10 protein-coding genes are annotated in these 13267 nt (G+C 34.4%); all 10 read left to right on the top strand.

What is annotated here, in order from left to right:
- The first annotated feature begins 118 nt into the window (after positions 1–118).
- The 10 genes from yfmF (at position 119) to mutS (ending at position 13262) form a co-directional block, all read left to right on the top strand.
- Entirely contained in the window at positions 119–1381 is a 1263-nt protein-coding gene (gene yfmF, locus B9Y54_RS11545; RefSeq protein WP_085560382.1) for an EF-P 5-aminopentanol modification-associated protein YfmF, read from the top strand.
- Positions 1381–2682 (top strand): EF-P 5-aminopentanol modification-associated protein YfmH, encoded by a 1302-nt coding sequence (gene yfmH / locus B9Y54_RS11540; RefSeq protein ID WP_085560381.1) that lies wholly within the window; start codon positions 1381–1383, stop codon positions 2680–2682. Before yfmF ends, yfmH begins: the two co-directional genes overlap by 1 nt.
- Positions 2679–3404 (top strand): elongation factor P 5-aminopentanone reductase, encoded by a 726-nt coding sequence (gene ymfI, locus B9Y54_RS11535; RefSeq protein ID WP_085560380.1) that lies wholly within the window; start codon positions 2679–2681, stop codon positions 3402–3404. Before yfmH ends, ymfI begins: the two co-directional genes overlap by 4 nt.
- A 155-nt stretch (positions 3405–3559) precedes the next feature.
- Complete coding sequence (locus tag B9Y54_RS11530) at positions 3560–4426, top strand: helix-turn-helix domain-containing protein (protein WP_085560379.1); 867 nt, start codon at positions 3560–3562, stop codon at positions 4424–4426.
- Positions 4427–4512: 86 nt separating this feature from the next.
- Positions 4513–5094, top strand: coding sequence for a CDP-diacylglycerol--glycerol-3-phosphate 3-phosphatidyltransferase (pgsA, locus tag B9Y54_RS11525; protein WP_085560378.1), 582 nt, complete (start codon positions 4513–4515; stop codon positions 5092–5094).
- A gap of 159 nt (positions 5095–5253) precedes the next feature.
- Complete coding sequence (locus B9Y54_RS11520) at positions 5254–6495, top strand: competence/damage-inducible protein A (protein WP_085560377.1); 1242 nt, start codon at positions 5254–5256, stop codon at positions 6493–6495.
- Between the two features lie 158 nt (positions 6496–6653).
- The gene (gene recA, locus B9Y54_RS11515; protein WP_085560376.1) at positions 6654–7742 is read left to right on the top strand and encodes a recombinase RecA; all 1089 of its coding nucleotides are present in this window, start codon (positions 6654–6656) and stop codon (positions 7740–7742) included.
- Positions 7743–8066: 324 nt separating this feature from the next.
- Complete coding sequence (rny, locus tag B9Y54_RS11510; protein ID WP_085560375.1) at positions 8067–9626, top strand: ribonuclease Y; 1560 nt, start codon at positions 8067–8069, stop codon at positions 9624–9626.
- Positions 9627–9803: 177 nt separating this feature from the next.
- Positions 9804–10607, top strand: a complete 804-nt coding sequence (locus tag B9Y54_RS11505) for a TIGR00282 family metallophosphoesterase (RefSeq protein WP_085560374.1) — start codon at positions 9804–9806, stop codon at positions 10605–10607.
- Positions 10608–10652: 45 nt separating this feature from the next.
- Complete coding sequence (gene mutS / locus B9Y54_RS11500; RefSeq protein WP_085560373.1) at positions 10653–13262, top strand: DNA mismatch repair protein MutS; 2610 nt, start codon at positions 10653–10655, stop codon at positions 13260–13262.
- Positions 13263–13267 lie beyond the last annotated feature (5 nt).

The following is a 13267-nucleotide window of genomic DNA, read 5'->3' as shown; positions in this document are numbered from 1 at the left end:
AGAACAATTAGAAGATAATCTTCTAATTGTTTTTTTTGTTAGTTAAGAGTACTTCACTTTTTACTTATTTTAAACTATGATAAAGAAAAGATTGTATCTACACATAAGGAGGAAAAAAATGTCTATCCAATTAACTGAAGGAGTTAACCTTCATATTATGCCAACTGAAAAATATAAAACAGTCAGGATAGTAATAAAATTTCGTGCTCCTTTGGATAAAAAAACTATAACTAAAAGAGCTTTATTATCTAGTTTACTTGAAACGAATAGTAAAAAATATCCGACACAAACAGCTTTAAGAAGTGAATTATCTAATTTATTTGGTGCAAGTTTTGGCAGTTCGGTAACAAAAAAAGGAGCGTTTCACGTTCTAACGCTATCTTTAAATGTTGTGAATGAAAAATATTTAACAATGAGCGATTCAATATTGGCAAAATCAATTGATTTTTTGAAAGAAATTATCTTTAATCCAAACGTCACTAATGAGCATTTCAATCAGGCTACCTTTGTTCGTGAAAAAGAAAATTTAGTCGATTACTATGATTCGATTACAGATGATAAACAAACGTATGCCAATTTAGAATTACAAAAACTGTTTTTTGAAGAAGATGACCAAAAAATTCCTAGTATTGGAATTAAAGAAGACTTAGCAGAAATCACTGAAGACTCTCTTTACCATTACTATAAAAAAATGCTTCAACAGGATCAAGTTGATATTTATGTATTAGGTGCCATTGATGAAGACCAACTAGTAAAACAATTTAAAGAATTCTCTTTTGAATCAAGAAAATTAAAACAAAAAGATCTTTTTTATACACCATCAAATGCTAAAGAAATAAAAATAAAAATAGAACAACAAGAAATTAAACAAGCAAAGTTCAATTTAGGGTACACGACTCCTATATTTTATCTTCAAGAGAATTATTATGCGGGTCAACTATTTAATGGTTTGTTTGGTGGGTTCCCACACTCAAAATTATTCGTAAATGTTAGAGAAAAAGAAAGCTTAGCTTACTATGCCTCTAGTTCATTAGATACTTTTAGAGGAATGATGATTGTTCAAACGGGAATTGATAGTAAAAAAATGGAAAAAGTAAAGGAAATTGTGACGCTTCAATTAAAAGAAATGCAGACTGGTAATTTTACTGAAGAAGATATTTACCAGACAAAACAGATGTTAAAAAATCAATTACTTCAATCTGAAGATAATTCAAGCGCAGTAATTGAGCGCACTTACTCAAATCAATTAGCAAAAAATACGATTATGAGTATAGAAGAGTGGATGGAGAATATTGAAAAAGTAACAAAGGAAGAAATTATAGGAATAGCTAATTTAGTTCATTTAAAGGCGACATTCTTTTTATCTGAGGAGGTAAAGTAATGGATAAAAAACACTATGATCAATTAAATGAAACAACTTACACCGAAATATTATTAAATGGATTATCTGTTACCTTATTACCTAAAAATGAGTTTCATAAAACATACGGATTGTTTACTACTAAATATGGTTCAATAGACAATCAATTCGTACCTCGTAAAGGCAATCAGTTAACTCGTGTTCCAGATGGCATTGCACATTTTTTAGAGCATAAAATGTTTGAAAAAAAGGATGGAGATGTTTTTAACGTATTTGGGAAACTGGGAGCTTCAGCCAATGCATTTACAAGTTTTACTCAGACTAGTTACTTGTTTTCAAGTACAACTAACATAAAAGAGAATATTGAAACATTATTAAATTTTGTACAAGAACCGTATTTTACAAAAGAAACAGTCGATAAAGAAAAAGGTATTATTGCTCAAGAAATTCAGATGTACGAAGATGAACCAGATTGGCGTTTGTTTTTCGGAATATTAGGCAATCTCTACCCTAAGCATCCTGTGCATATTGATATTGCAGGAACTGTTGATAGCATTACAGACATAACAGCTGAGTTATTATATGAAAGCTATAACACTTTTTATCATCCAAGTAATATGAATCTGTTTGTTGTAGGTAAAATGGACCCAGAAGAAATGATGGCATTAATTAAATCGAATCAAGCAAAAAAAAGTTTTTCTGAAGTAACTGAAATTGAACGTTATTTCCCTGAAGAAAAAATTGCGGATATTAACCCTTTTGATTCAATAAGAATGACGGTTAAAAGACCAAAAAGTATCATAGGTATCAAAGGTGTTGGACAAGTTCCAGAGGGAAAAAAGGCTTTGATTTATAAAATAACGATGGACTTACTACTAGCTTTATTAGTAGGACCGACCTCTGATAACTATTTGAGATTGTATGATTCAGGTGTTATTGATGATAGCTTTTCGCATGATTTTAGTTTAGAACGTACTTTTTATTTTGCTGATATCGCAGGGGACACTAAAGATCCGGAAATGTTTAGTACAGCTATAAAAGAAATTTTATTAACTGCAAAAATGAGTCCAGAATTAAATCGAGAACACCTAGTCCTGATTAAGAAAAGAATGATTGGTCAAGTCTTGCAATCTCTTAATTCTTTAGAATATATTGCAAACCAATATAGCCAACAAAATTATGGGGAAACGACATTATTTGACTTAGTTCCAATCATTGAGGCCATCACATTAAATCAAATAAAAAAGATTGCTGAAGAATTTATGCAAGAAAGTCACATGAGTGTCTTTCATATCTTACCTAAAGGAGACGAAAAGGCATGAAATCAGCTCTGATTATGGGAGCCAGCGGTGATATTGGTTCAGGAATCGCACAAGAATTAGCTACAAATGGTTGGTCTTTATATTTGCACTATCATACAGATGATAAGAGTATTGAAAGACAGCTTCGAAACTATCAATTATCCTATCCTAAACAAATTTTTTTCGGAATTAAACTGGATATGACCGATGAATTAGGAATTGAAAAGTTTGTTAAAAATATATTCCAATTAGATGCGGTTATTTTTTCAAGTGGTTTTACAACCTTTCAACTGCTAACAGAAGTGACATCTAAAACAATGGATGATATGTGGGCAGTTCACGTTAAAACACCTCTATTATTGCTGCAAAAACTCCAAACGAAGTTAGCTTATTCTGGTTCAGGTAGGATTGTTTTTATTAGCTCTATTTATGGAGAATCAGGTAGCCCAATGGAAGTCATCTATAGCACAACAAAAGGGGCGCAACTTTCCTTCGTAAAAGCCTACAGTAAAGAAGTAGCTAGCCAAGGAATAACGGTCAATGCAATCTCACCTGGTGCAATCGAAACGAAGATGAATGCAGGATTTAGTGTATTGGAGTTGGCTAAACTTAAAGAAGAAATACCAGTTGGACGTATGGGCTGTATTTCAGAGATTAGTTTTTGGGTTCACCAGCTATTAGATCCTAGGAGTGCTTATCTAACAGGTCAATCTATTGTCGTTAGCGGTGGGTGGCTGAGGTGAAAAAATGAGGTCGTAAAAATAAAGAGCAATAAAATTAAAATTATTCTTGACTATCACCAAAAAGAGATGTTTCTCAATCTTTTGTTGTGTTATAATGAGAAGTGTTATGAGCTTTTTATGCTCTCTAGACAAGAGAACTGGTAGGTGAAAATAGAATGAATGAAATTGGCGAAAAATTAAAAGAAGCCAGAAAAGCTAAGGGTTATACTTTAGATGACTTACAACAAATGACAAAAATACAAAAACGTTACCTAATTGCAATCGAAGAAAATAACTACGATGTAATGCCAGGCAAATTTTATGCACGAGCTTTTATTAAGCAGTATGCTGACACAGTCGGACTTGATGGAGAACAGTTATTAGCAGATTATACAGATAGTGTTCCACATACGCATGATACTGAGTATGTAGAACAAGCATCCGCAAATCAGACACGATCGGGTAATAAGTCAGGAAACAATCTATTTGAAAAAATAAAAGACTATTTACCAAGCTTATTTATTTTGGTTATAGTTATCGTAATCGTAACGGCTATTTATCTTGCGTTTATTAAGACGAATCAAGTAGTTAAAGAAGATATGATTACAAAAAATTCAGAAACGGTAGTCGTTTCAAGTTCTGAATCAAGTCTGACCGAAAATAAGGAATCGGGGAAATTAGAATCTTCCGTCGCTAAAAAAGAAGAACCAAAACAATCAGTCTCTGTCGTCTCATCTACAGGTTCTCAAACAATCTTTGCTGTAACTGGGATATCTGGAGTAAGCGAAATTAATTTGCTTGCTGAAGGTGGAGACAGTTGGGTAAGTATAGAGATTGATGGCGTGATGGTTGAACAAGCTTTATTATCTAGTGGAAATTCGTTAAAAGCTCCCGTTTCCGAAGATGTAAAACAAGTTGAATTAGTGGTGGGGAATTCTAAGTTCACATCTATTAAGTTAAACGATAAGAATGTAGAATTCGCCCCTGAAGCAGCTGAGGCAGTTACACAAAAGATTGAATTTCAATTTAATAAAGAAGAATAAGATAAAAAGACAATAAGAAATTTCTTTTATTAGATTTTTCTCATTGTCTTAATTCAAATAGAAATCAAAAGGAAGAAGGCGATAATTTGAATTTACCCAATAAACTGACGGTTGTCCGTATTTTTATGATACCAATTTTTGTTATTATTGCTTTAGCTCCTTTAAATTGGGGAGTCTTTCAATTATGGGGATCAGCTATTGAAATAACACAACTGATAGCAGCGATTATCTTTGCAGTTGCTAGTATAACGGACTGGCTTGATGGCAAAATTGCTCGTTCAAGAGGTTTAGTGACTAATTTCGGTAAATTTGCCGATCCATTAGCTGATAAGATGTTGGTAATGACTGCTTTAATTATTCTAGTTGAACAAGGTCTAGCTTCTTCATGGATTGTAGCGATTATCGTTTGTAGAGAACTAGCCGTAACAGGATTACGCCTATTACTAGTTGAACAAGGTGGGACAGTTTTGGCCGCAGCGTGGCCAGGTAAAATTAAGACGATGACTCAAATGATTGCTATCATACTATTGCTAGTAGACAACTTACCTTTTGAAGGCTTAGGTATCCCTTTAGCTGATATCATGTTGTATATCTGTTTATTCTTTACTATTTATTCAGGAATTGATTATTTCGTGAAAAATAAAATTGTTTTTAAAGGGTCAATGTAACCTGAATTTAACGCCTGGATTTAACGTAAAACTAGGAGAATATAGACAAAATAGGCTGGGACAATTGTTCCAGCCTTTTCTTAGGTAACAAGTTATTATCTAAGATAAAAATAAAATGTGATTGAGAAACGTATATTAACTATAAGTGAGGAGAATTTAATGAATGCTGAAATAATTGCAATTGGAACAGAATTATTATTAGGGCAGGTAGTCAATACGAATGCGACTTTCTTGTCTAAAGAATTAGCAACATTAGGGATAGAAGTCTATCACCAATCTGTTGTAGGAGATAACCCTAAAAGATTAAAAGAGGCGATAGAGCTTGCTGAAAAGAGAAGTGAGTTAGTAATTTTAACTGGTGGATTGGGCCCAACAAAAGATGATGTAACGAAACAAGTAGTAGCAGAACATCTTGGCAAAGAGTTAGTGATAGATGAAGCGGCAATGAAAAAAATACGCCTATTCCATAAACAAAGAAAACACCCAATGACGGAAAATAATCAACTTCAAGCATTAATAATAGAAGGATCAGTTGTTTTGAAAAATAATAATGGGTTAGCAGTAGGGATGTTTTTAAACTTAGAAAATCAGTCTTTTTTACTGTTACCGGGTCCCCCACATGAACTGGAGAAGATGTTTGAACAAGAAGTAAAACCTCTATTGTTAAAACAAACATCAAAAGAGACCGTTTTATTATCAAGAGTTTTACGCTTTTATGGAATAGGAGAGTCACGTCTAGTCACCTTAATAGATGATTTAATTGAAAATCAACTAAATCCAACACTTGCTTCTTATACAGGTAAATATGAAGTTAGCTTGCGTCTAACAGCAAATGGCAGCTCTAATACAGAGTGTGAAAAAAAGTTGGACAATCTAGAAGCTATCATAAGAGAACGTGCCGGAGACTATATATACGGCTATGGTGACGACAATAGCTTAGTTGAAGTGGTTAGCAAATTAATAAAAGAGAAAAAATTAACGCTCTCAGCAGCTGAAAGTTTAACAGGCGGGGCTTTTCAAAGTATGCTGACAAGTACATCTGGCGCTTCAGAATTTTTTGAAGGTGGGCTAGTTACTTACAGCAATCGTATAAAAGAAGAGCAGCTTAATGTTGACCGTAAAATAATAGATCAATTTGGAGTTGTTAGTAGTCAATGTGCTATTAAAATGGCAGAGAATGTTAGACAATTATTCAATTCGGATATAGGAATCTCATTTACAGGCGTAGCTGGTCCGTTAGAACTAGAAAATAAAAAACCGGGCACAGTTTGGATAGGTATAGCAGTGAAAAACAAAGAAACGTATGCAAAATGTTTCAATTTCGAAGGTGATAGAAATAAGAATAGGGAACTCTCAGTTTTGTCAGGGCTACACTTAATTTATAGAGACTTACTAGACTAGTTTAAAAAACAGAGTCAAAAACGTACCGAATGTTTGTTCGCTTTTTTCTTGCATTTTATAAAAAAAGAAAGTATGATAGATGTTGTGAGACTGATAAAAAATAAAAACTAATTAGATAAATAAAAGGGCAATGAATAGATAATTTAGGGGGACATAAAATGGCAGAAGATCGTAAGCAAGCGCTAGAGCTAGCTTTGAAAAAAATTGAAAAAAACTTCGGTAAAGGTTCAGTCATGAAATTAGGAGAAAAAGTTGATACTCGTATTTCAACTATTCCAAGTGGTTCATTAGCATTAGATGTAGCATTGGGGGTAGGTGGCTTTCCAAGAGGAAGAATCATAGAAGTATACGGACCAGAAAGTTCTGGTAAAACAACAGTTGCCTTGCATGCAGTAGCAGAAGTCCAAAAACAAGGTGGAATAGCTGCGTTTATTGATGCTGAAAATGCATTAGATCCTAAATATGCAGCAGCATTAGGAGTAGATATTGATGAGTTGCTCTTGTCACAACCTGATACAGGCGAACAAGGATTAGAGATTGCCGATGCATTAGTTTCAAGTGGTGCTGTTGATATTGTTGTCATTGATTCAGTGGCTGCATTAGTTCCTCGTGCAGAAATCGAAGGCGAAATGGGAGACAGTCATGTTGGTTTACAAGCTCGTTTGATGTCTCAAGCTCTGCGTAAATTATCTGGTTCAATTAATAAAACAAAAACAATTGCTTTATTCATCAATCAGATTCGTGAAAAAGTAGGAGTGATGTTTGGTAATCCTGAAATAACACCAGGTGGCCGTGCTCTTAAATTTTATGCAACGATTCGCTTAGAAGTCAGACGTGCAGAACAAATTAAACAAGGTACGGATATTGTGGGAAATAGAACAAAAATAAAAGTAGTAAAAAATAAAGTAGCCCCACCATTTAGAGTAGCAGAAGTTGATATTATGTACGGAGAAGGAATTTCTCAAGTTGGCGAACTTGTAGACATGGGGTCAGAAAAAGACATTATCGATAAAGCAGGAGCTTGGTATTCTTATGAAGGCGAAAGAATCGGACAAGGGCGCGAAAATGCAAAACGTTATTTCTTAGACCATCCGGAACTAAGAGTCGAAATTGAGAAAAAAGTACGTGCAGCTTATGGTATAGGTGATGCACCAGAAGAAACTGAGAAAGTTGAAAAAACTGAAAAAAAGAAACCTGATGCAACTCTAGAAAAAAAAGGTAAGTCATCTTTAACGGAAGAAAAATAAATTTTTTGAACTATTTTTTGAACTATTTAAAGAAGCTAAATTGGATTATATCCGTTTAGCTTCTTTTTTTGAAAGAAAAAGAGGCTGGAAATAAAGACTAAAGAAGATATTGGTCTTATTTTATAGACAAAAACAAGGTAATCAGCCCTAAAAGTTATTATTCAGTTGACATGTCCAGTGTAGACAATTAAAATTAAGGTATCCTTTATTTTATCTTTAGATAATAGGTAGGTTTTTATTGGTGGAAAAGAACAAAGTACTACCAGATAATCAATAGTTAATAAACAGGAAAAAATAAATTAAATAAGATACGGAGGTGGAAGAATGAATTTTAACAGTATAGCCTTCGCTATCGTTACTTTAATTGTTGGTATTTTTGTAGGATATGCCATCCGAAAATCAAAACATGAAAAAGAATTGGTTGGTGCTAGAAACACTGCAACTGGAATATTGGATGAAGCGCAAAGAGAAGCAGAAACCATGAAAAAGGAAGCGATGTTAGAAGCGAGGGATGAAAACTACAAATATAGAACTGAAATTGAAACTGAGCTGAAAGAAAGAAGAAATGAGATTCTAAGACAAGAAAATCGGTTAGTGCAACGTGAAGATAATATTGACCGTAAAAATGATAGCTTAGAAAAACGTGAACGGACACTTGAAGCAAAAGAAGAAAAATTAGTTTTAAAACAACAATTATTGGACGATTTGGAGAATCAAGCAAGAAAAATAGTTGAACAACAAGAAATAGTACTAGAAAATGTAGCCGCTCTTTCACGAGAAGATGCTAAACATATTATTATAGAAGAAACAGAAGAACAATTATCTCATGAACTTGCGGTCATGGTGAAACATTCTGAAGAGAAAGCAAAAGAAGAAGGAGATCGTCGCGCACGTGATTTGATTGCTTTAGCTATTCAAAGAAGTGCTGCAGACCAAGTTTCTGAATCTACAGTTTCTGTCGTTTCTTTACCAAATGATGAGATGAAAGGCCGTATTATTGGCCGTGAGGGCCGTAATATACGTGCTCTTGAAACATTAACTGGGATTGATTTAATTATTGATGATACACCAGAAGCAGTTATTTTAAGTGGATTTGATCCAATTCGTCGTGAAATTGCCCGTATGACACTCGAAAAACTTATTCAAGATGGTAGGATTCATCCTGCTCGCATTGAAGAAATGGTCGAGAAATCACGTAAAGAAATGGACGAACGAATCCGCGAAATTGGTGAACAAGCAACATTTGAAGTTGGAGTACATTCGATTCATCCTGATATTATAAAAATACTAGGACGTTTGCGCTTTAGGACCAGTTATGGACAAAATGTTTTGCAACATTCGATTGAAGTTGCTAAGCTAGCAGGAGTGCTTGCTGCTGAATTAGGAGAAGACGTAACGTTAGCTAAACGTGCAGGATTGCTTCATGATATTGGAAAGGCATTAGACCACGAAGTTGAAGGTTCACATGTGGAAATCGGTGCAGAAATTGCTATGCGTTATAAAGAAAATGAAACAGTGATTAATGCAATTGCCTCTCATCATGGGGATGTGGAAGCCACTTCAGTTATTTCTGTCTTAGTTGCAGCTTCAGATGCTTTATCTGCTGCTAGACCGGGAGCTAGAAGCGAGTCACTTGAAAACTATATTCATCGTCTAGAGAAGTTAGAAAGTATTTCTAACAGTTTTGAAGGTGTAGAACAAAGCTATGCTATTCAAGCAGGACGTGAAATAAGAATCATGGTCAAACCAGATTCAGTTGATGATTTAGAAGCGATTAGCTTAGCTCGCGATGTTCGAAATATGATTGAGGATGAGTTAGATTATCCAGGACATATTAAAGTAACAGTTATCCGTGAAATACGAGCAGTCGAATACGCAAAATAATTAATTTTAAAATAAAAAAATTAGAAGATACGTAACGAGTGATTTTTATTCGTTTCGTATCTCTTTTTATGATTAAAAATAAATGAAAGGTTAAGGATAGTATTTCGTTGCTTTTCTTTACTACAGATTATTGTTAAAATGGGTTGAATGCAATTATCTAGAGAAGAGGCAATAGACATGAGATTATTATTTATTGGAGATGTTGTAGGATCTATGGGACGAGAAATGGTTCATGATCAGCTACATAAATTAAAACAACAATACAAGCCACAAGTAACTATTTTAAATGGTGAAAATGCAGCAGCTGGAAGAGGTATTACCGAAAAAATTTATAAAGGTTTTCTTCAAGATGGAGTAGACATCGTTACAATGGGAAATCACACATGGGACAATCGAGAAATTTTTGAATTTATTGACGAAGCAAAAAAAATGATTCGTCCAGCTAATTATCCTGAAGGAACACCAGGAAATGGTATTGCCTATATCAAAGTAAACCAATTAGAATTAGCTGTCATCAATCTAATTGGTCGAGTATTTATGTCTGATGTAGATGATCCCTTTAGAAAAGCAGATGAGCTAGTCGAAGAAGCAAGTCAAAGAACTCCTTTGATTTTTGTTGACTTTCACGCTGAAACGACTAGTGAAAAACAAGCAATGGGATGGTACTTAGATGGCAGAGTTTCTGCAGTAGTCGGCACACATACCCATGTACAAACAAACGATGCCCGTATTTTACCAGCGGGTACAGCCTACTTGACCGATGTAGGGATGACAGGTCCGTATGACGAGATATTAGGAATGCGACGTGAAGCAGTTATCAATCGCTTTTTAACTCAAATGCCAACACGATTTGAAGTGCCTAAAGAAGGACGTAAATTGTTATCTGGTTGCTTTATCGAGATTGATGATACAACAGGAGCAGCAAAAAGAATTGAAAATATTGTCATCAATGATGATCGACCCTTTGGCAATAATTTTTAATAAGTATGGTCTATTAAAAAGAGAAAAGTAAGGAAGGAAATAAGCATGCCACAAAAAACAGAGCATACACCTATGATGGTACAATATTTAGGAATTAAAAAACAATACCCAGATGCGTTTTTATTTTATCGCTTAGGTGATTTCTATGAGATGTTCAATGAAGATGCGATAAAAGCTTCTCAACTATTAGAAGTTACATTAACTAGTCGCAATCGCAATGCAGAAAACCCAATACCAATGTGTGGAGTACCTTATCATGCAGCCAGAGGATATATTGATGTATTAATTGAAAAAGGATTTAAAGTAGCCATCTGCGAGCAAGTAGAAGACCCAAAAACAGCTAAAGGGATGGTCAAACGTGAAGTTGTTCAATTGATTACGCCTGGAACAGCTATAGAATCGAAAAATATGGATGCAAAATCTAACAATTATTTAGCTGCATTATCGGTGACAGGCACAAATCAGTTTAATGTGGCCTATGCTGATTTGAGTACTGGAGAATTGAAGGCGACCCAATTGACTTCTGTAGAAGAAGTAATCAATGAATTAAGTGGTTTAAAGACAAAAGAGGTCGTTTTTGAAGAAGCAAAAGAGGTAGAGTTACAAACAGAATTACAAACTAAATTAGGTGTAATGATTTCCACGCAGCAAAGCAGCGAAGAAAATGCATCATTATCTTATTTAACGACTGAAGTAGAGAATAAAGAAATTTTTTCAGCCATAAAAATTTTATTATCTTATTTAACCATCACGCAAAAAAGAAGTTTATCTCATCTACAAAAAGCAGAGGTTTATATCCCAGAACATTTTTTGAAAATGGATCACTATTCAAAACACAACTTAGAATTAGTTTCTTCTATCAGAACCGGCCAAAAAAAAGGAACATTACTCTGGTTATTAGATGAAACAAAAACGGCTATGGGTGGCCGGTTACTGAAGCAATGGATTGATCGACCCCTGATTCAAGAACAACCTATTAGAGAACGTCAAGATATTGTAGAAAGTTTAATCAATCATTTCTTTGAGCGGACTGATTTAAACGAAGCTCTAACAAGAGTATACGATTTGGAACGTCTAGCTGGTAGAGTCGCATTCGGAAATGTTAATGGGCGAGACTTGCTTCAACTAAAAACGTCTTTATCTCAAATTCCGCTCTTGAAACAGATTATCGCTTTAATAAATAAAGGCGAGTGGGATAATTTGATGGCAGATTTAGATCATGTTCCCGAGGTCGTAGAATTAATTGAACGTGCGGTACATTTAGATGCGTCGCTTTCGTTAAAAGATGGGAATGTTATTAAAGATGGATTTGACGAACAACTTGATCTCTATCGTGATGCTATGCGTAACGGCAAACAATGGATCGCTAAACTAGAAGCACAAGAACGTCAAAAAACAGGGATAAAAACATTGAAAATTGGCTATAATCGAGTATTTGGTTATTATATTGAAATAACCAAATCTAATCTTGCTTCTTTACCTGAAGGGTTATATGAACGCAAACAGACCTTAGCTAATGCTGAGCGATTCATTACTCCTGAATTAAAAGAAAAAGAAACATTAATCCTAGAAGCTGAAGAAAAATCACTGGCTCTAGAATATGATTTGTTTACTAAGGTCAGGGATGAAGTGAAGCATTATATTGATAGACTTCAATTAGTAGCGAAAACAGTAGCGACTATTGATGTTTTACAAAGTTTCACTACGATTAGTGAAAAATACCATTACGTTAGACCAAAACTAACTTATGATAGTCGAGAACTAATACTTAAAGATGGCAGACATCCTGTCGTGGAAAAAGTATTAGGCCAACAGACTTATGTGCCCAACAGCGTTGAAATGGATGGGCAAACAGAGATAATGTTGATAACAGGACCAAATATGTCAGGGAAAAGTACCTATATGCGTCAGCTAGCTTTAACGGTCATTATGGCTCAAATGGGTTGCTTTGTACCAGCACAATCAGCACAGCTCCCAATATTTGACCGGATTTTCACTCGGATTGGAGCAGCGGATGATTTAATCTCTGGCCAGAGTACATTTATGGTCGAAATGATAGAAGCTAATCAAGCATTGCGTCACGCGACTCAACATAGTCTTATTTTATTTGATGAGATTGGAAGAGGGACGGCTACATTTGATGGGATGGCTTTGGCAGAAGCGATTATTGAGTATATTCATAATCATGTACATGGAAAAACACTATTTTCTACTCATTATCATGAATTAACGGTCTTAGATCAAGAGTTAAAAGGCTTAGTGAATACACATGTAGGTGCAATAGAAGAAGACGGGGAATTAATCTTTTTACACAAAATGTTACCAGGAGCTGCTGATAAAAGTTACGGGATACATGTTGCTAAGTTAGCTGGGTTACCCGTAGACTTATTGACCAGAGCAACTATTATTTTAGAGCGGCTTGAAAAGAAAGAAGAATGGGTGTTAGAAGCAACAGTTCAAGAAACAAAAGAAACAAAAAAAATAGTACCTCAAAAAAATAAAACAGCAGAAAAAGAAGAACAACTTTCTTTATTTGGACTAGCAAATGAGAAGGAAATTTGTATAGTAAAGGCGTTGGCTGAAATAAACTTATTAGCAATGACTCCTTTAGAAGCTTTAAATGTTTTACACGATTTGCAACAGCAACTAAACTAAAAAAA

Source organism: Carnobacterium iners, from assembly GCF_900177385.1.
Classification (GTDB): Bacteria; Bacillota; Bacilli; order Lactobacillales; family Carnobacteriaceae; genus Carnobacterium_A; species Carnobacterium_A iners.
This window is presented reverse-complemented; position numbering and strand designations above follow the sequence as displayed.